The organism is Enterococcus sp. AZ109 (assembly GCF_051714625.1).
In the GTDB taxonomy this organism is placed as follows: Bacteria; Bacillota; Bacilli; order Lactobacillales; family Enterococcaceae; genus Enterococcus_A.
In genome coordinates this window covers 802,976-822,287 of the sequence record NZ_JBIOSF010000002.1, presented here as the reverse complement: position 1 = coordinate 822,287, position 19,312 = coordinate 802,976, and the positions used below count along the sequence as shown (strand labels likewise).

Annotated in this window: 17 protein-coding genes; 5 read left to right on the top strand and 12 right to left on the bottom strand. The window is 39.5% G+C overall.

Annotation, left to right across the window (positions count from 1 at the left end; translation table 11 throughout):
- Nucleotides 1-4 precede the first annotated feature (4 nt).
- On the bottom strand, nt 5-1,354 hold the full coding sequence (locus tag IGI42_RS20590) for an acyclic terpene utilization AtuA family protein (protein WP_438717916.1): 1,350 nt from the start codon (nt 1,352-1,354) through the stop codon (nt 5-7).
- 204 nt (nt 1,355-1,558) lie between these two features.
- Nucleotides 1,559-2,890: a sigma-54 interaction domain-containing protein gene (locus IGI42_RS20585; protein ID WP_438717915.1), complete on the bottom strand. Its 1,332-nt coding sequence runs from the start codon at nt 2,888-2,890 to the stop codon at nt 1,559-1,561.
- Between the two features lie 373 nt (nt 2,891-3,263).
- On the opposite strand from IGI42_RS20585, the gene IGI42_RS20580 reads away from it, so the two are divergent.
- Together IGI42_RS20580 and IGI42_RS20575 are read left to right on the top strand one after the other, a co-directional pair.
- Nucleotides 3,264-3,548 carry a hypothetical protein gene (locus IGI42_RS20580; RefSeq protein ID WP_438717914.1) on the top strand — a complete coding sequence of 95 codons (285 nt, stop codon included), beginning with the start codon at nt 3,264-3,266 and terminating at the stop codon, nt 3,546-3,548.
- 247 nt (nt 3,549-3,795) lie between these two features.
- Entirely contained in the window at nt 3,796-4,695 is a 900-nt protein-coding gene (locus IGI42_RS20575) for a hypothetical protein (RefSeq protein ID WP_438717913.1), read from the top strand.
- Nucleotides 4,696-4,949: 254 nt separating this feature from the next.
- Here IGI42_RS20575 and IGI42_RS20570 read toward each other — a convergent pair whose 3' ends face one another.
- From IGI42_RS20570 to IGI42_RS20530, 9 genes are all read right to left on the bottom strand, one after another.
- Complete coding sequence (locus IGI42_RS20570; protein WP_438717912.1) at nt 4,950-5,573, bottom strand: flavodoxin family protein; 624 nt, start codon at nt 5,571-5,573, stop codon at nt 4,950-4,952.
- A 509-nt stretch (nt 5,574-6,082) separates the two neighbouring features.
- Nucleotides 6,083-6,352 (bottom strand): LysR family transcriptional regulator, encoded by a 270-nt coding sequence (locus IGI42_RS20565; RefSeq protein ID WP_438717911.1) that lies wholly within the window; start codon nt 6,350-6,352, stop codon nt 6,083-6,085.
- Nucleotides 6,353-6,629: 277 nt separating this feature from the next.
- Nucleotides 6,630-7,397 (bottom strand): gamma-glutamyl-gamma-aminobutyrate hydrolase family protein, encoded by a 768-nt coding sequence (locus IGI42_RS20560; RefSeq protein WP_438717910.1) that lies wholly within the window; start codon nt 7,395-7,397, stop codon nt 6,630-6,632.
- 176 nt (nt 7,398-7,573) lie between these two features.
- Nucleotides 7,574-7,819 (bottom strand): hypothetical protein, encoded by a 246-nt coding sequence (locus tag IGI42_RS20555; protein WP_438717909.1) that lies wholly within the window; start codon nt 7,817-7,819, stop codon nt 7,574-7,576.
- A 10-nt stretch (nt 7,820-7,829) separates the two neighbouring features.
- The gene (locus tag IGI42_RS20550; RefSeq protein WP_438717908.1) at nt 7,830-8,801 is read right to left on the bottom strand and encodes a hypothetical protein; all 972 of its coding nucleotides are present in this window, start codon (nt 8,799-8,801) and stop codon (nt 7,830-7,832) included.
- A gap of 149 nt (nt 8,802-8,950) precedes the next feature.
- Complete coding sequence (gene dapA, locus IGI42_RS20545) at nt 8,951-9,844, bottom strand: 4-hydroxy-tetrahydrodipicolinate synthase (RefSeq protein WP_438717907.1); 894 nt, start codon at nt 9,842-9,844, stop codon at nt 8,951-8,953.
- 14 nt (nt 9,845-9,858) lie between these two features.
- The gene (locus IGI42_RS20540) at nt 9,859-11,301 is read right to left on the bottom strand and encodes an alanine/glycine:cation symporter family protein (protein ID WP_438717905.1); all 1,443 of its coding nucleotides are present in this window, start codon (nt 11,299-11,301) and stop codon (nt 9,859-9,861) included.
- Nucleotides 11,302-11,475: 174 nt separating this feature from the next.
- A complete protein-coding gene (locus IGI42_RS20535; RefSeq protein ID WP_438717904.1) occupies nt 11,476-12,573 on the bottom strand; it encodes a pyridoxal-phosphate-dependent aminotransferase family protein in 1,098 nt (365 codons plus the stop codon).
- Between the two features lie 203 nt (nt 12,574-12,776).
- The gene (locus IGI42_RS20530) at nt 12,777-13,925 is read right to left on the bottom strand and encodes a pyridoxal-phosphate-dependent aminotransferase family protein (protein WP_438717903.1); all 1,149 of its coding nucleotides are present in this window, start codon (nt 13,923-13,925) and stop codon (nt 12,777-12,779) included.
- Nucleotides 13,926-14,111: 186 nt separating this feature from the next.
- On the opposite strand from IGI42_RS20530, the gene IGI42_RS20525 reads away from it, so the two are divergent.
- Both IGI42_RS20525 and glnA read left to right on the top strand, forming a co-directional pair.
- Complete coding sequence (locus IGI42_RS20525) at nt 14,112-15,059, top strand: LysR family transcriptional regulator (protein WP_438717902.1); 948 nt, start codon at nt 14,112-14,114, stop codon at nt 15,057-15,059.
- 317 nt (nt 15,060-15,376) lie between these two features.
- On the top strand, nt 15,377-16,717 hold the full coding sequence (glnA, locus tag IGI42_RS20520) for a type I glutamate--ammonia ligase (protein ID WP_438717901.1): 1,341 nt from the start codon (nt 15,377-15,379) through the stop codon (nt 16,715-16,717).
- 77 nt (nt 16,718-16,794) lie between these two features.
- Here glnA and brnQ read toward each other — a convergent pair whose 3' ends face one another.
- Nucleotides 16,795-18,084, bottom strand: a complete 1,290-nt coding sequence (gene brnQ / locus IGI42_RS20515; RefSeq protein ID WP_438717900.1) for a branched-chain amino acid transport system II carrier protein — start codon at nt 18,082-18,084, stop codon at nt 16,795-16,797.
- A gap of 199 nt (nt 18,085-18,283) precedes the next feature.
- Between brnQ and IGI42_RS20510 the strand changes: the two genes are divergently transcribed.
- Entirely contained in the window at nt 18,284-19,225 is a 942-nt protein-coding gene (locus IGI42_RS20510) for an AEC family transporter (RefSeq protein WP_438717899.1), read from the top strand.
- The last annotated feature ends 87 nt before the right edge of the window (nt 19,226-19,312 follow it).

Here is a 19,312-nt window from a genome sequence, read left to right as displayed (position 1 = left end):
CTCCTCAAATTTCAACAACTTCTTGCTTAGCTTCTTCTTCAGGAATCATTATGGATAGAATTGAAATAATTTTGGTAACCCGCCCACGAACTCCGCCACCGCCATAAGGTCCATTGGTATATAACGCTTCCATCTCTCTGCATAATTCCTCAGCATTCCCTTTTTCAGATGTTCTAATAGCTATTCTTAAGCGTACTTCCGGAGCATTTAGATAATTTTCATTTATCGTTTTGCTGATAGATTCACCATACATACTTGAAACACCTAAATAATCCGTTCTAATTTCGTCAAAGGCAACATTTAGATATGATAAACGCTTTTGTATGATCTGATTAGCTAATTCAGCTCTTTCCATTGCTTGAAATCCACCATAACTAATCTCACCCTCACCTATAAAGCCATCTGATATTCCTAAGCTAACTTTAAGTGACCCAGTTTTCTCTTTACCTGTCATTCCTTTAATGAGTACCTTGTTTTTGTCAATTTCTTTAACCACTATTTGAGTGAAGTCAGCAATTACATCTGGTGTGTAATAATTCTCTGGATCTTGAATTTCATATAATAATTGTTCCTTAACTGTATCGATCGAAACAATCCCTCCACTGTCAGGAAGCTTTTCAATTGTTAATTGACCATCTTCATGAAACTCAGCGATTGGAAATCCTAAATTCCATAGTTCTGGAACGACCTTCCGATTATTATCAGCGTAATACCCCCCAGTAACTTGACCTGCACATTCCAATAAATGTCCAGCAACTGTTGCTTTTCCTAGAAAATCGTAATCATTAAAATTCTTAGAGTACTCGTGCACTAAAGGACCGACTACCAAAGATGGATCAGAAACTCTACCAGTAATAATGATATCCGCTCCTTGTTTTAACGCTTCGACAATCCCGCTTGCACCGATGTATGCATTAGCGGAAATCACCTTGTCGTTAATTTCTGAGAAATGCTCGTTTGTTTCTAGTATTTTGACATCCCTGTATTCTGTAAGTTTTTGGGAAACATCATCGCCTATAATAGCCATAATTTTTAATTCAGGAAAATCATTCTGAATAGCAATTTCTTTGATCTTTTTTGCAGCAGCTACAGGATTGGCGGCACCCATGTTACTGATTATTTTTACCGGATGCTCCTTCAATAATGGAATTACTTTTTCCATTCGATATTCGAGTAATGGATTATAACCTTTTTCTTTGTTCTCTAGCTTTTCCTTTTGAGCTAAAGCGATCGTTCGCTCCGCAAGACATTCAAAAATCAGATAATCCAGCTTTCCTTTTTTTATTAAATCCAGTGCAGGTTCTATACGGTCACCACCGTACCCCGCCCCTGAACCAATTCTTATTGACTTCATTTGAACTCCTCCTCTATCCTTCTATTAAGCAACTATCATGCCAACTCTTAAGTACTGATTTAAAAGGAAAATGATGCGGATGAATTCTAAAATATTAGAATTCATCCGCATCATTTCCCTTTATATTTACTAAAAAAACTCTATATTTCGTGTCCAGACTTCGTTTTCTAAAAATTTAGAAACGTTTCCAACATTTTAGAAAGTCTACCGATTTAATTTATTGTAGAGAGTTGCAAGAGATATCCCTAACTCTTTGGCAATCTTTTGCTTGCTTTCTGTTGTATCAAAACCAGTATTTAATCGAGTTTGAATTATCTTTTTCTCATATTCTTTTACCAAGTCAGATAACTTTAGATGCTGATTTTCTGTTAGTTCTAATTTGGAATTAGCCAAATATCTAGGTAAGTCATCTAGTTCTAGAACATCTCCATTAGACATTGCGGAGCTGTATTCGATGACATTTTTTAATTCACGGACATTTCCAGGCCATTCGTAGTTCATAAGAAATTTTACAAAGCTTTGACTAAATACAGCTTTTGTATTGTACTGAGCTAGAAAATGATTAGCTAATTCTAATATGTCCTCGTCTCTTTTTCTTAGAGGTGGAATAGAAATGCCAAAAACAGAGATGCGATAAAATAAGTCTTCACGAAATCTTTTCTCTTCAATCATTTTTTCTAAATTTCGGTTTGTTGCAAAAATAAATCTTGTATTGACCTCATACTCTCTATTGCTGCCAATGGGTCTTATTTTCTTTTCCTGCAGAACTCTCAATAGCTTTGCCTGCGCTTCTAATCCCATTTCACCAATTTCATCGAGAAAAAGTGTTCCTTCGCTAGCCTCTATAATGAGTCCTTTTTTTCCATTTGGATTACCTCCTGTGAAAGATCCAGCTTCATAACCAAAGAGTTCGCTTTCGAATAAATCATTGTTTAGAGTCGCGCTATTCACCGGGATGAATGCTTTATTCTTACGATCACTTTCATTATGAATAGCTTGAGCAAATAGTTCCTTTCCCGTTCCACTTTCACCATAAATAGAAATTGGGCTTTGTGTAGATGACACTTTTTGGCAAAATTCAGCCACCTCTCTTAGACTACTTTTTGCTCCGATGATACTGTCAAATGTGTATTTAGCCGAATATATCGTTTTTATCTGATCCTTCAATTGATTTATTTTTATCTCAGACTTTTTCAGCTTATTCATCAACTCTCGAACATCGTCCATACGAGTGGACAAAGAAAGCGCCCCCAAAACTTCTCCCTGATCAATAATTGGGAGTAAGTTTGTAAAATACTCAACATCTCCTTCTTTTCTCTTTAGATGCAGTATCGGGTTTCCCGTTTTAAGTGTCTCGGATAGTCGACTCTTATAACGAACATTAGACAGCTTTCTATTTAATATATCTTTGTACTTTAAGCCAGTCATCTCTAAATATGCAGCATTGACGTACGTCACTATGCTCTCTGTGTTAATTACTAAAATGGGATCATAAAACGAATCAAAAATCATCTTACATTTCTCATCAATTATCATATGAATTTCCTTTCTAATCTGAATACTTGCCAGACCAGCCATAATCATAAAATACTATGTGAGTCTACTTGTTGTATTTCCTCTATTTTAGAATATAAACTAACGAAAAGATAGATTGAGTTTTAGCAGAATGAGGTTTCTAGCTCTCTCACTAGTTCCGGAACATCATCGCTACTGCTGGAAATTTATCAACTTTATTCAATAAAACAATCCTCTAACTGGTTTCCCGCGTCCTTATGTATATTCTTTGTCTTTAATGAGAATGGTGAAAAGCTGGATAGAACATCAAAGATAATAATAACTCCAATATCAGAATAATCCGGGGTGAAACCAAAGTCCGTTTTTATATTTATATGTAAAGAAGAGCGAGAAAATGAATGAAGAATTAAAAGAAACCACTCTCAAGGTGGCGGATTACAGTAACGAGGAAAGAAAGAAACTGACAAAAAAAATGCATGTCCTATTTTTACTGGGAGCAATCGCCTCTGCTTTGTTTATTATTCTTGATCTGATGGGGACGGCAGATACAGGCCTTACAGAAACCATTGCCAGTTTTGCTCTGGGCTTTTCGTTTGGCATGTTAGTTGTTGGCGTAATAGTCACCAGCCGCTATATGATAAAAATCCGCAAGTTCAAACAAAGATTGTTGAATCGGTGAACGCACATCGCACAGTTAAACAGAAATCACCCAGATCAGTGAGTGATCTGGGTGATTTTGTATTAATGAGAAAGCTGGTTTGTCTTCTTAGCAGCATTTAGCTAAAAAACATAGATCAAACTAAAAATCTATTTTCTACCAATAAATAGTCGATCTTTTCAGTGATCCCGAATTTGGCAGGTAAGAAGTCGCTAATTTCCAACGTAAACCTTCGGAAAATTTAGTATACTACTTCTGAGGTGATATTTTGGAACACGGGAGACGTGGATTAAGAAGTTTAAATCCAAGGATTGTAGTAGTTAGTATTTTTCTCTTGGTATTTAGTATTTTCTATTATTTTAAATTAGCAGACTATGGTGGATGGTTATGGCGCATTATGCTAATTTTTACAGTTGATCTTTCAGTTATGATTCTTTTATTAGCACTTAATAAAAGACAAACCATGAATGCTAAAAATTTTCGTGATCACTTATGGGAGTCAAATGAGTACACTAAAGATGATGGATTGTGTATTCATTTAAAAATAGGAAAGATCCAGCTAGCAGAAAAAGACCTATCCAGATTTTTAATTTTCAAAGGTAAAAAAGTGTATGTCCTTCAAATTCCTTTCTTTAACTGGGCAGTAAAAGTAAATTCGGAAGTCCTACCATTTAAATTAAAAGCCAAACTGTTCAAACCTTCATCTAAGCGAAATTCAGGGCTAAAATCGAGTGACATATTTAAAATTCTAACTAGGGATGAGAAGAAGAAAATTATGATCCCTGTCTTGTCTGAGATATTTTTAGTGGTGGCATATTACATTGTATACTCACTATTCAAAGAGAACCTAGTTGGAAAGGAGTCACTACTTCCTTCCTTGTTCAACCTAGTGTTTTACTTTACTATTTTAGCTTATGCGATGGTTCTTTACACTCAGCTTACCAACTTGACTCTAGCGTTTGAACCAGGAATTGGATTGCCCAAAGTAGAAGGCGAAAAGTATATTTATTATACCGAGGGAATGGTAATTGAACTTTCTTCAAAGGATGTAAAAATCAGCTATGATGAAGAACGAAGTATCCTAATTACTGAAATAAAGTCCTTCAGATACGCAAGAAAATTACATAAATCATTATACTTAGATTTCCAAGAAAAGATTCAACGTTGAAAGAATCGTATAATATGTAGCGTTTCTCTTTTGATTCAAATATTAGTTTCCTCTTATGCATAAAAGTAGGTTGCGCCAGAAGTGATCAGTTCCGAGAATTGGCTGCTTCAGTTACACCGATTATGCGGTTTTCAGTGGCTGTGACGTGTTATGCCACAGCCACACATAGAAATAATATATATTTGTAACTTAATTTGATATGAGAATTTCTCTAAGACTATTTTCAATAATAAAAGCGAACACTACTAACAAACTCATAAAGCATCAGCAAGAGCAGATGCTCTTTGCAGGCCGTCTGTAGCATTTATCTCACCCTTATGAAATACACCAGGAATTAAAACTTCCCCCACGGATTCCCATTTTAGTAGCCCTATCGTTTTTTCATAAGGAAAGCGAATACCGTCCAAAGCAGAGATATCATGGTCTTCACAACAGGCCATCAACCCACATGCTTTGCCGGCAATATCTTTTTGGCCAACAACAAAAGAATAAATTTTATCGATAAAGTTCTTGATTTGCCCTGGGAAAGAATACCAATATAGCGGCGTAGAAAATACCACCGCATCAGCCTCTTGAATGAAAGGGGCAATCTTATTAAAATCATCATTATAAACACAGGCTTGATTTTCCTTACTAAAACATTTTTCACAGGCAACACAGCCGCCGATCTTACTTAATCCAACATCGAATCGAGTAATACTATGGCCATTTGCTTCAGCAGTTTCGATAAAAGCATCTGTCATTGCCCAACTGTTCCCATGTCGACGGGGACTTCCTGTAATTACTAATATTTTCTTTTTCATAATATTTTTTCGGCTACCCCTATATTCGCCCGGGGCGGAGAAAACACTCAGCATAGCCGAAACTTTCTCCTTCACCGAATCCTCCTTCTCAGTTTTTAATATATTTTCAGTATTTTTATAATATCGTTCATTTTAGCTTTGTAGAATTTCTCATCTTTGTTGATCAGGTTCTCCAGTAGTCAATTGACCATTAATAGGAATACGCCCTGGAAGACTACCTGGTTCACTTTTCTTGCTAAGCGGTAAAGTAAGAAGCAAAAACAGGAAATCACTATTTTCCGCTAGCAATTTCCTGTCTATTCCTCTTTGCATCAGCCGAAGAATTCTCTGTGAGGGAGTCAATATTGGAAGCAATCAATAGTGAAACGGATTCTTCAAAGCTAATTGAACCTAGTAAGACCAATACTCTACGCAAAACTACTTTTCAGAACGGCTTTCTAAAAAACATTCTGGTTTCACTAGGTTCCTGCAAAGTATAACTGTACGAATAGAATAATTATTCTATGTAGTTAGCATAGTCGATTTTCATCTCATTATCCAATATAAAAAAAGTAGTATTACTTATTTATATTCATAAATACCGCTTAATCAATTAGATTCATCGTTTCTTCCTGCAGCTTAATAAAGGCATCCACTAAGTCAGTGATGTAAGGAAGTAATCGAACACTTTCAGGTGTCAGCTCTACCCCATCGTTTCGTCTGATTAATAATGCAAAACCGTAATTCAACTCCAGATCCTTCAGCATTCGACTGATACTTGCTTGAGAATAATTTAATTCTTTACCAGCTTTCGAAAAGCTATTTTTCTCAATTACTTTGAGTAACGTCATATATTTTTGTATATTAGGGTCCATTGGATCTTCTCCCTTTTTCCCTGCAAAAAAAGCTTCTATATATATAGGCTCTTTTTTTACATTATTAATAGCAGTCTCTATTTCTGCAGACATTCACCAGAGTGGTTGGATTCCATTGGTGGTGGAGGTGTGGTGGTTGTCCTGATCTATCGTAGTTTTACCTTCTGCTGAATTTGGTGTGGTCAATTTGCAGTTGAGGAAATTCCCTCATGAGTGAAACCTACGATGCTGCAATGAAATAGAAACTGTATTAACCAAATGTTAGTGAAACCTGGTTTTATAAAGTAGACAGGAAGTGCTTGAAGATGGCAAGCCCATCGACCGCTTCTTCTACTGGCTGCCAGTGAAGATATTCTGGATGCCATTGTAAACTGATGATTGGCAAGCTTTCATGCTCGATGGCTTCGATCATAACATCACTTGACCCTGTAATTTCTTCTCCATTGTCAATTTTTCTAATGATTTCCTTCCGCTCATCCTCACTGACATTTTTGCTAAACCAAAGTGTTGTGACTTTGAATCCTTCAGGCACTTTGCTGACAGCCTGATGATGGGCTGAATTGATTACTGGATTTTTTCCGTAGACCTGGTTCATCACTGAGCCATCGATAGTAATCGATTCGTGAACGTTCAGATTTTCCAGATCAGCCTGATCAATTGGATTTTCCTTCACCTTATGAATGGCAATCTCGTCGCCTTTGATGTCTTGAATGATTTTCCCACCGAAATGGGCTGTAACTAGCTGATGCCCGTGGCAAACTGCTAAAATAGGTTTTTCTTGTTTCAAGGCTTCTTTTAGCACGACAATCTTTTTCGCGTCTCTTTCAGGATTCAAGGAATTACAAGCGATATTTGGTTCCCCGTAAAGAGCCGGGTCCACATCGACCGGATCACCAGGAAATAAGACTCCATCTGCTGCTGCAATATCTTTCGGGTCTAGAGAAATGACCATTTGAGCATTAATGTCTCTCATCACTTTTTCAAAAGCGTTTAGAACGTGAAATGAATTTTCCTCGGCATCGCCGACGTACATAATTTTTTTCATAATAACTATCCGGACCCTGCTGGTCTAACCACAGCAGTAGAAATGTTCACTAGAAAGAAGAGCTTTTTCACATCTTCTGAAAGCATTTCTGTTTCCGAATCCTCCTTTTCTTTTTAAGCTTACTCTACCCATCTATGAGTTCCTTACTTCTATTGTTAAAGCTTTTTGTATCAGATTCAAGTGTTATTTGCACTTTCCAGAACTTTCTGGCTGTTAATCACTGAAAGAAAGATTTTCCCCTTCATGGTGAGACTGACCGCTTCTTCGTTTTGCTTAATAAACAGGCTACAATTCAGGTATTCTTCCAGTTGATTGATCAAACTGAGAATCACTTCATCTGGCAGCGATAAAATAGAAGAAACTTCTCTAACTCGTTTTCTGTAAGCTAACAGCCAGAAGGTTTTGACAGTTAAAGAATCCATAATATCACTCCTATCTACTAAGCGTCCGTTGGAATAAATAAACGAAATCTTGATCCTTTGAAAGACGACTTCTGAACCCAAAAAGATCGTACCGGTTTGATTCCAGTCCTTCTTCTATATAGTCCACTAGATCTAAATGGCTGGAATATACTACAGGAATGTCAGTTGTTTCCTTCACCCACTTAAGCAACTCAAGTTCGTGATCTATTTGGACAATTCTCAACTCATCATCAGCGAAACTGTCTTTTGCTCGACTATTGCTGATAGTAATCAGATTAACTCCAATTAACTCCAATAGTTGAACCATTTCACTTACTTCTTGTTCCGTTAGCAAACAATTCATAAAATTCCAATCAGATAACTGTACATTGATTAAAAAGTCTTTGCCGCAAACTGTCCGTATCTTTTTTATTACTTCCACAGTTAATCTTAGCCGATCAGTAATACTTCCTGGTCCATAATTATCTTTCCTAGTGTTATATGGAATCAACAAAAACTGACCTAAAATAGATTCCTCTGAAACCAAGATATCTACTCCATCGGCTCCTGCATGCTTTGCTCTATATGCAGCGGCAGAGTATAATTCTCGTACCCACCTAAGATCTAGCTTAGTCCAATCACTGCAAACCTTCACCTCATCGGGAAAGCACAAATGAGGTCGACATCCTGGATGGCATAATTGCAATAGAAATTTAACGTCCTTACGATGTAGGTCATTAATCATTCTTTTAAGCATCAACTGATTGCTTTTGCTCCACAAGGATGGACTTCTTAAAATCTTCGACGGATAATTTTGATCAACCATAAAACTTTCAGAAATGATCATAGAGCTGTCGCCATCCCCTAGCATAGCGTAGTATTCACTAAATTCTTCAGTCAATTCATGGTTTTTATCGGCCAGTTGTTGATTTTCAACTTGGGCCACCAAGCGATTGGACAACTGTAGCTTTCCAATTGTTAGTGGAGAAAATATATTTTCCACGGACAATCACCTCTGATCCTTTATGATATTCGGCTATCTGCTCAAACTGACGATTTATCCTTCTTGCTATTTCCTTTTACACCGACCAATTGAGGTGATCCTTAGTTTTTTTAAAATATTTACAGGATTTCATGCCAATGTTTGGCAGCTCACTCTTGAATTTTTAGTCCGGCCGTTTGTAGGATTTCTTTAATCTTAAGTGTCACTTCTTCATTTGGTCGGTTCAACGGACTGCGAGTTTCCCCACCTGCTAATCCCATTAGATCCATTGCTGCTTTCATTCCGCCAATGCCGTATTGAGCTGTGATGGCTGCATTCACCGGCAATAAACGGTTCGCTAACACCCGTGCAGCATCATAATCGCCTTTTTCGTACAATTCAACCAGCTCGGCACATTCGTTAGGAGCAATATTTCCTAAAGCCAAGGTCGCACCCTTCGCACCAAGAAACAGACTTGGTAACAAGAAGGACCAGTTGCCGGCAAAAACATTAAAGCTGGCATCGGCATCTTTGATGGTTTCAGCAATTTGACTGATATTTCCGCTGGTATCCTTGACGCCGATAATGTTCGGATGGGCTGACAGTTTTACTAATAAACTAGATGACGTATTCACTCCTGTATTACCCGGCATATTGTACAAAACAACTGGAAGAGGTGATTGATCAGCCACTAAAGTGAAGTATTTTTCCAGTGCTGCATCCTTCATGGCATTCTTATAGTAGTAAGGTGTGACTACCAGTACAGCATCTGCACCTTGTTCTTTAGCAAGTTCAGCAAGCTCTAAGGTTTCGCTTAGACAATTGCCGCCGATACCGACGATAATTTTTTTCTTGCCGCGGGCTTTTTCACAAATAAACTTAACCAAGTCAATCTTTTCTTGTTCTCGCAAAGCGACAAACTCACCGTTTGATCCCATCACCACAAGTCCTTCGATTTTTGAGTTGATTAGAAAATCTAAATTACCTGCCAATTTGTCATAAGCAATTTCTCCACCTTCAAATGGAGTTGCTACTGGTGTATATACGCCTTTTAATTCAAACATTTTTATCTCCCCTTCTATTCTTCTACTAAACCAGCTGGTGCCTGTTCTTCTTCTGCTTGTTTCTTCAAATCTCCAAATTCTCCAGTGTATTCAGGTAAATCGCCTTGTTCATAAACTTCTCTATTGGCAAAATATTCTTTAGTAAACTTAGTAATCTGTCCAAAGCTAAAGAATAGCGCAACCATGTTTACTGTAATCAAGATAGCTGGACCAATATCTTGTAATTGAATCAACAAGCCTAAATTGCCGATCCCGCCGAAGAGCAGTACCACACAATAGAAGATGCGAACAAATACCGCTTTGTTGGCCTTCATGCCTAAAGTACTAAGCGTCCGTTCCGCAATCATGACATAAGCTACTGGTGTTTTTACGGTGAATAAAACCATACTCATACTGATAATAAAACCGCCTAACACTGGACCTAATGCATTTGAAAAGGCCACAACTGGCATCGCACCAGCATCTACTGCCATCCAAGCACCCGAAGTTAGAAATACGATCGCACTCAATGTACATAAAATAGTATCAAAGGTTACTTCAAAAATCCCCCACATGCCTTGTTGAACTGGATGGGTCACATATCCGCTGGCATGGGCGATTGTTGCTAGCCCATTTCCTGCGTCACTGGAAAAAGCGCCGCGGGCTGATCCCCAACGAATTGCCATTAAGAAACTGGCTCCTGCGAATCCTCCGGTTGCCGCTGTACCAGTAAAAGCATCTCCCAAGATAGCTGCAAAGGCCGCCGGTACTTGATCAATGTTAAAGGCAATTGCTACTACTGCTCCTATAATGTAAAAGACAGAAATGATTGGAATCAGCTTATCGGTTACTTTAAATATCCGGGTGGCTCCACCAAAAACAACTGCAGCAATAAATACTAGAGACACACCGACTGTCGCGATTTTTGGCACGTTATAAACTAATAAAATATCCGCCGCTGCACTTAATTGTATTGGTCCTGAGAAGGTCACCGTATATAAGAGAGCACAGCTGTAAACAACAGCGGGAATTTTAGATTTAAAAATGCGTTTCAGATAAACCGATGGACCGCCTACCCAGTTGCCAGCATCATCTTTTTGTCGGTATTTAACTGCCATAATGATTTCTGAATATTTAATGATCGCCGCAGCTAAGCTAAGTACCCACATCCAGAAAATTGCTCCAGGGCCACCAAAGGCAATCGCTAACGCCACACCGGTAATTTTTCCCATCCCGATGGTTGACATCAGAGCTGTCTTGAAGGCTAAAAACCCGGAAACTCTTCCTTCCTGCGGCTCTTCCTTAATCGCTCGAATAAACGTCTGTTTTACGACATAAGGCAGCTTAAATATCTGCATAAAGCCTAGTCTAAAGGAAAAGTATAAGCCGCCACCGATAAAGATTACCAACATCGGAATACCCCAGATCCAAGTGGTTACTTGAATAATTAGTTCTACAATAGCATTAAGAATGTTCATTTTTTCTCTCCTATCCTCTTGTTATTTCTAGCACCTATCACTTGATAATTTCCCCAACTGCAATCCGATCCAAAACTTCTCTGTAAAACGCTTTCAACATTTCCCGAATTATCTACTGCTACTTCTTAAAAATAGCAATAGGTAACTCTTCAACTTTTTCATTCTTCTCCCTGCTTAGCCCACTTGCGCTTGTTGATATGGAAGTTCATCAAAACGGATTTCCTCTAAGGTCTTCAAAAGAGCATACACATCGTTTTTTGAAACATACCCCATCACACCGATTCGAATAATATCATTAGCTAATTTGTTAATCCCGGTGTTGATAATCACATTGCGCTTCGCTAATTCAGCTGCATAGCGCTTTGCTTGATTAGGCAGATAAACGGATGTTAAGGTTGGCGATGCGAATTTCTCATCCTTAACAAACAGATCAAAGCCCAGCTCTTTCAAACCTTGTCGCAAAATCTGAGTGTTTTCTTGATGGCGTTTGTACACATTTTCTACGCCTTCCTCCATAATCATCTCCAAAGCTTCTTCTACCGCAAACAAGGTATACACTGCTGGTGTCGCAGGGGTTTCGTCTTGCTTGTTGTAGTCCCGGTACTCTTTGAAATCAAAGTAGTAAGTAGTAAACTGAGCTTCATCGACTTTTTTCCAAGCCTTGTCGCTTAAGGTAATGAAGGAAAGTCCTGGAGGGGCCATCAAACATTTTTGACTGGCTGTGAAGGCCACATCAATCCCCCACTCATCAAATTTCAGTTCTAATCCACCCACGCCGCTGACTGAATCCAGTACCAGCAATGTTTCAGTGTCCCGTAGTGCTGCTCCGAAAGCTTCCGCATCATTGAAGACTCCCGTTGAGCTTTCATTATGGGTTAGGAATACGCCTTTAGTATCAGCATCAACCACGGCCATTACTTGCTCCACATCCACCGTTGTTCCCCATTCAAAGGGTACTTCAATGACCTCTAAGCCAAACAGTTTACAAATTTCAGCGTATTGAGCTGAAAATTTCCCTGAAACTGGCACGACAACTTTATCTCCGGGTGAAAAGCAATTAGTAAGGCAGGCTTCCATCGCTCCAGTTCCTGAAGTTGTAACCACTAAAACATCATTTTGAGTTCCAAATAGTTTTTTTAGATTGTCTGTTACGTTTTTTTGTACTTGATCATATTCCTTTGATCTATGAGAAATAGCAGGTCTATTCATAGCCGAAAGCACTCTCTCGGGAATAGCAGTTGGGCCCACCATCATTGATATTTGTTTTTGCATATCGTTCATCCACCTATTCTTTTATTTGCGAAGTGAAGGCTATTGGAAATAAGCGAGAGAGTCAGGTCAAGAATGGCTTGGCAAACTCGATCAGCTTTGAAGCATTAAGACTAAAATTTTGATCAGTTGCTGCTGAAATTTCACAGAATTTTCGCTTAATGCCAACAAAGCTTGTTCGAGAATCCGTTCGTTAAGAATCCGACTTAATCTGTAGCCATTTCTGACAAATAAGTCCCTACAGCTGTGCCAAATTTGACATCTTGTCCGCATTCAGCAACCACTTTTTCCAGAACACTTAGTACTTGAACCATCGTATTTTCAGAAATATTCCCCATGTGACCCAGACGGAAGGCTTTACCGGCATAGGCTCCTAGAGCGCCTGCCACGATAACGCCTTTATCAAGCATTTTTCCTCTAAATTGAGCATCGTCAATTCCTTCTGGATAAATAACATTGCTTAAGGTGCTGGCTTCATGCCCTTCTTTTGCCAAAATCTCAAAACCCAAGCTGCGTAATGCTGCTCTAGTTGCCGCCGCATTTTTAACATGACGATCAGCTCTAGCTTGCAAACCTTCTTCTTTAATGATTGCTGTTGCTTCTTTCATCGCCCAAACTAGATTGACCGCTGGTGTGGCAAAGTATTTAGCCGGATCATCCATAACAGGCAGCCATTTTTCAAAATCAATATAGTAATCTGGAATCGAACCTAAGTCTTTCCGACGATCCAGCGCTTTTTGTCCTGCCCAAAGGACTAACATTCCTGGACTAACACCAAAAGCTTTTTGCGAGCCAGTGAACATAATGTCAATGCCCATACCATCTACATCAGCATATTCACCGCCGGTAGCTGCTACGCCATCAACGATAAAGACCGTTTCAGGATGATTTTTAATAATTGCACCGATTTCTTTAATTGGAGCAACTACAGCAGTTGATGTATCTACATGGCTGACGGTCATAGCCGCATATTTTTTCTCAGCTAATTTCTTTTCGATTTCTTCAGGTGTTACACTTGTGCCCCATTCAGCACTCAGCACATCACAGTTCAATCCGCGGCGTTCACAAATTTCAATGAAGCGATCCCCGAAGAATCCGTTTGAGACGATTAAGACGTTATCGCCCTTTTTAGTCACATTGGCAACGGCCATCTCCATAGCTAAAGTTCCTGTTCCCGCTAAAGGAAATGTTTTTCCAGAACAATTAAACAGGGTTCCAAGGTCTTCAATCAGTTCCTTGTAATCACTTACAAATCGTGGATCACCGAAAGCTTGAACTTCTCTAGCCATTTCATTTTGGATAGAACGAACGACTGGCGTTGGTCCCGGGATCATTACTAGTACATCTTTACTCATCTTTATTCCCCCATAAATTTTTTTGTTTTGTCGGTAAAGGCAACACTTAGCGATCAATTGTTTCGCTCACTTCTAAAGACCTTCACTTCACACATTGACAATAAGGGATTTTCACCATATAATCCAATATAAAATAGATAACAATAGTTATAACCAAAGATAAATAAGATAGAAAGGACGGGCCCTATGTTCAAAACATTGCACTATATTAACGTCATTTTTGAGGAAAAAAGTTTTTCCAAGGCTGCTCAAAAACTGTACTTGTCCCAACCCTCCCTTAGTCTGACCATTAAACGCTTCGAAGAAAACTTGGGGGTACAAATCTTTGATCGTTCCACCTCACCACTAGGTTTAACTGAAGAAGGCAAGATTTTCATGGAGGGTTTTCGTCAGATACTAGCAATTGAAAGCGACTTGGAGAGGTACATCGACGACTATCGCGGGTTGGAAACCGGGACTCTGACATTAGGAGCCCCCTACTTATTCTCCAGCTTGTTGGCACCCAAGCTGATTTCTGAATTTAAAAAGCGCTATCCGAATATTTCCGTCCGTCTAGTGGAAGCCAGTTCCTTGACCTTGGTAGAGCAGACCTTAAAAGGAGAAATTGACTTAATTATCGACAGCTCAGAATTCGATGAAGAGCTCTTTGACCAAAAAATTCTTTTTAATGAGTCTTTGCTTTTGGCTGTTCCCGGTAAAGATACAGTGAATGCCAACGCCTTTTCTGTTGAGGAAATTTGTCAAAATCAACATATTTCCTCAAACAAGCAGGCAGTGTCTTTGACTGAGTTTCGAAATCAGGAATTTATTATGATGGAAAAAGGGCATGACATGCACAAGCGGGCAATGACGATGTTTAAGAACCATGATATCCATCCCATAGTAATTATGAATCAAAAGCAGCTGATGACCACCTACAATTTAGTCGCCCAGCAACTAGGTGCTGCCTTTGTCACCGACACCATGGTTAAACTGAATCCGGTACCGGCCGAGATCCAATTTTATAAACTAGGCTGTGAAATCGCTCACCGCAGCGTTCACATTGCCTGCAAGAAGAAGCGTTATACTTCGATGGCTATGAAAGCCTTCCTGGAAATGGCAACCGAACTATTAAAGAACAATCACTCTTCCTAACCATCTTAAACACGCAAGTTTCCTATCAAATCTGATAGCGGGCTTGCGTATTTTTTTGTTTATTTCCTCCAGAATCACTTTCTTTGTATTATTCTATTTTCGAATAATGCTCCTAAAACCTTTAGTTTATAAGGTTTACAGAAGGTTAAAAAATCACACGTCCCTGCTCTATGTGACTTTTTATTACATGAACCGTTGACACTGGTAACCTGCCTTGCTATATTTATCGCAATTTAAATCACTCGCTCCATTTTCGTTGATCATGGAAGATACGAGGTAATTTAGATCCCCAAAAAATGTTCAAAGGATGATGACTAATGACAAAACAGTTAAAAACCAAAGAAGAGATTCGCCAAAACGCGAAAGAAGAAAATGTCCGCTTTTTACGTTTGATGTTCACTGATATTATGGGAGCTGTCAAAAATGTTGAGGTGCCCATCAGCCAATTAGATAAAGTTCTGGATAATAAAATGATGTTTGATGGTTCGTCTATTGAGGGTTTCGTTCGCATTGAGGAAAGCGATATGTATTTGTATCCTGATCTGTCTACTTGGATGATTTTTCCTTGGGAAAGTAGTCACGGGAAAGTCGCTCGTTTGATTTGCGATATCTACCTGCCAAATAATACTCCCTTCCCAGGCGATCCCAGAGGGAATTTGAAACGAGTATTGCAAGAAATGGAGCAGCTGGGCTTTTCAACCTTCAATCTTGGACCCGAACCGGAATTCTTTTTATTCAAATTGGACGCCCTCCAAGAGCCTACCGATGAATTAAATGACAAAGGCGGCTATTTTGATTTTGCACCTACTGATTTAGGAGAAAATTGCCGTCGAGATATTGTTCTGGAATTAGAAGGTCTCGGCTTTGAAGTAGAAGCCTCCCACCATGAAGTCGCGCCTGGTCAACACGAAATTGACTTTAAATATGCCAACGTCATTGAAGCCTGCGACAATATCCAAACCTTCAAGCTGGTAGTACGAACGATTGCCAGAAAGCACGGGCTGCATGCTACTTTTATGCCAAAACCACTTTTTGGTATCGCCGGTTCTGGCATGCATTGCAACATGTCGCTGTTTAAGGGCGGTTCGAACGCTTTTTATGATGCGGAAGGTGAACTGCAGCTTAGTCAAACAGCCTATCACTTTTTAGGCGGGTTACTAAAGCATGCTTTAGGTTACACAGCCATCTGCAACCCTACGGTTAATTCCTACAAACGACTAGTTCCCGGGTATGAGGCTCCAGTTTATGTAGCCTGGTCTGGTCAAAACCGTTCGCCATTAATACGTGTTCCTGAATCTCGCGGGGTTTCAACCCGCTTAGAGCTGCGATCAGTTGATCCCTCAGCCAATCCCTACTTAGCTTTGGCCGTCTTGCTGAAAGCCGGATTGGATGGTATCAAAAATGAACTAACTCCACCATCAGTGGTTGATCGGAATATTTATATTATGAGTGAAGAGGAGCGCAAGGACGCGAATATTGGCGACTTGCCGCCAACACTTCATGAGGCGTTAAAAGAATTGAAAAAAGATGAGGTAATAGCAGAAGCTTTAGGAAAACACATCTTCGACAATTTCGTAGAAGCGAAATCGCTGGAGTGGGCAGCTTATCGTCAGACAGTCTCCCAGTGGGAAAAGGATCAGTATTTGGAGCTTTACTAATAAAAAAAAGCCTTCGCGGATGCTGATTAATCGCAGCTGACGCGAAGGCGGTTATTGTTTTGTTGTTGATGCTTGATCTATTTTCCAGCTAGTGGTTGTTTCATTCTTCCACTAAGTAGACCAACGCCCCCAGCAATAACAGCTGGAACGATCCACCCCAGCCCCATCTCGCTAAAGGGTAGCAAGTCGACGATGGCAGCAGCTGCTTGAACATTTAAACTATTTAAGCTATCAAGGATTCCTACAACTAGAGCACTAATCACGGCAAAGCGATACCACTGGACCGTCTTTGCACGTTTCAAAAAGAAAGCTAACAGCGTCATAACAATCGCCGAGGGATAGATTGCTAAGAACAATGGAGTGGAGAAATCCATGATACCCTCGACGCCCATGCTGCTGATGGTCACGCCGATTCCGCAAACTACCAGCATAGAAGCTCGGTAAGATAAGCGGTCCTTGACTAATTCCTTGATGAAGTTAGCAGCCGCAGCAGTCATTCCGACACAAGTAGTCAAACAGGCCAACACAACCGTAAGACCTAAAACGAGCATCCCATTTTTTCCCAGCAAGGTGTACACGATGCTAAAAAGCAGCTCTGTTCTGGGAATAGTCGCAGGATATACACTGGAAGCAAAGGCTCCAACCACCAGCAGCCCGCCGTAGACCGCCAGCAGTGAAAGGCCGGCGACAACAGAAGCTCGAATAACGATAGACTTTTTTTCCAACAGCGTATGGTAGCCTTTTTGCTTAACCGATTCAATGAATAACGAGGACATCAGCAGACCTGCCAGCAGATCCCCAGTCTTGTAAAGCTCCAAAAAAGCATAACTGAAGGGCTGATCGATTCTCGCAGGAATCAATTCACCTAACGGATTGGTAAGCCCTTTCAAAACAATGAACAACAACAGCACTAATAAAATCGGTGACAGATATTTGCCAATGTTATCAAGAAAACTCGATTTGTCCATTCCCAACAGATAAACGCAACCAAAAAAGAGCAGCGAAAAAAGATAGTTGGGTATTTGTGGAACTAGCTGTTTCACGGAAAGCTCATAGGCGGTCGCTGACATTCTTGGAATATTGGCTAAAACGCCAGTACCTATCATGGCGAACAAATTCACCACATAGTAATACCAATTACCTACTGGTCTAGTTATGGAGACAAAGGTATCTCCAACACTAGCGACAGAAACAACCGACAAAATCGGCAGCAAAATAGCCACTAAAAAAGTCGCCAGCAGACTAACCGGCCATCGATCACCAGTAATATTTCCTAATGCTGCTGGAAAAATCAAATTTCCAGCACCAAAAAATATGGCAAACAAGGCAAAACCAACCAACACACTGTCTTTCGTTTGTTTTTTCACACGTATCCCTCCCCAGAGATGCATAGAGTAATCAACTCTTTCAACTACCATAGTATAGTAAAACAGTAAAAAGTAAATATCTATTATCAATCTCAAGACTATCGAATCTATCAAATAAAGTTCGGCATGTTAAGACATTTATTGCAGTTTGTACCTGATTGCCGTTTGAATCAAATTCAATTCCCTGAGGAGTGTTTTTATGATGAATGCCTATCTGAATATTTTTGCTATTTTTTTATTGGTTTTTCTAGCTTATTTTCTAGCTTTTAAAGGCTGGTTTTCCAATCGAACAGCTGACGAATTTTCCCTGCTGATCCTGAACCTTGCTTTGCCGCTGAGTACTTTTTTAAATATCATTAAAAATTTTGACAGTGCAGCTTTTCTTCAGCTTTTCTCAGGGATGCTGATTCCCCTTCTTTCTATGGCTGTTACTTTTTTTCTTAGTCTTGGTTACCGCAGAATGTTCAAAGTCACTCAAAAACGCTGGGGCACCTTTTCCACCATGTTCACCTGTTCGAATACGATATTTTTAGGATTACCGATTAATCTAGCAATCTTCGGGGAAAGCTCCGTTGCATTCGTTCTGTTATATTATATCGTTAACACGACCTTTTTTTGGACGATCGGTGTTTTCCAAATTGCTCAGGATAATCCAAGGATTGATGAGGCCACAGCTTCTTTCCATCCACTAGTCGCCCTTAGGAAGATCTTTTCTCCTGCCTTATTAGGCTTTTTGATCGGGATTTTTTGGTTGCTGCTGAAGCTGCCTTTACCACCTGTCTTGTTTACCTTTTTTAATTATCTTGCCTCACTTACGACGCCATTGTCGATGTTTGTCATTGGAATTATGATTTACTTCAGTGGGATTAAGAACCTATCACTAGATAAAGATGTTATTGGGGTTCTAATAGGCAGATACCTGATTTCTCCCTTAACCGTCATTGTGCTGTGCCGCTTTATTCAAATTCCTGACTTGATGTTCAAAGTTTTTTTAGTGCAATCCACCATGCCGGTACAAAACAGTGTGCCCATCCTCGTTCGAAGTTATCGTGGAGATGAGAACTTTTCTACTTCCAGCTTAGGCTTTTCAATTCTAGTTTATCTTTTTTATATTCCCTTGTTGTTATACTTGTTCGTTTGATTCCCCTTCGAAAAAGTTATTTAAAGCACTAAAAATCCGAACTAGTTGAGAATTCTTTTGTAATCTGTCCCAATAAAAATCGGGACA

What these genes read in the sequence shown, in the direction of transcription:
- IGI42_RS20590 (WP_438717916.1), bottom strand. Translation starts at nt 1,354, where the DNA reads ATGAAGTCAATAAGAATTGGTTCAGGGGCGGGGTACGGTGGTGACCGT.
- IGI42_RS20585 (WP_438717915.1), bottom strand. Translation starts at nt 2,890, where the DNA reads ATGATAATTGATGAGAAATGTAAGATGATTTTTGATTCGTTTTATGAT.
- IGI42_RS20580 (WP_438717914.1), top strand. Translation starts at nt 3,264, where the DNA reads ATGAATGAAGAATTAAAAGAAACCACTCTCAAGGTGGCGGATTACAGT.
- IGI42_RS20565 (WP_438717911.1), bottom strand. Translation starts at nt 6,352, where the DNA reads ATGGACCCTAATATACAAAAATATATGACGTTACTCAAAGTAATTGAG.
- IGI42_RS20560 (WP_438717910.1), bottom strand. Translation starts at nt 7,397, where the DNA reads ATGAAAAAAATTATGTACGTCGGCGATGCCGAGGAAAATTCATTTCAC.
- IGI42_RS20555 (WP_438717909.1), bottom strand. Translation starts at nt 7,819, where the DNA reads ATGGATTCTTTAACTGTCAAAACCTTCTGGCTGTTAGCTTACAGAAAA.
- dapA (WP_438717907.1), bottom strand. Translation starts at nt 9,844, where the DNA reads ATGTTTGAATTAAAAGGCGTATATACACCAGTAGCAACTCCATTTGAA.
- IGI42_RS20540 (WP_438717905.1), bottom strand. Translation starts at nt 11,301, where the DNA reads ATGAACATTCTTAATGCTATTGTAGAACTAATTATTCAAGTAACCACT.
- IGI42_RS20535 (WP_438717904.1), bottom strand. Translation starts at nt 12,573, where the DNA reads ATGCAAAAACAAATATCAATGATGGTGGGCCCAACTGCTATTCCCGAG.
- IGI42_RS20530 (WP_438717903.1), bottom strand. Translation starts at nt 13,925, where the DNA reads ATGAGTAAAGATGTACTAGTAATGATCCCGGGACCAACGCCAGTCGTT.
- IGI42_RS20525 (WP_438717902.1), top strand. Translation starts at nt 14,112, where the DNA reads ATGTTCAAAACATTGCACTATATTAACGTCATTTTTGAGGAAAAAAGT.
- glnA (WP_438717901.1), top strand. Translation starts at nt 15,377, where the DNA reads ATGACAAAACAGTTAAAAACCAAAGAAGAGATTCGCCAAAACGCGAAA.
- IGI42_RS20510 (WP_438717899.1), top strand. Translation starts at nt 18,284, where the DNA reads ATGATGAATGCCTATCTGAATATTTTTGCTATTTTTTTATTGGTTTTT.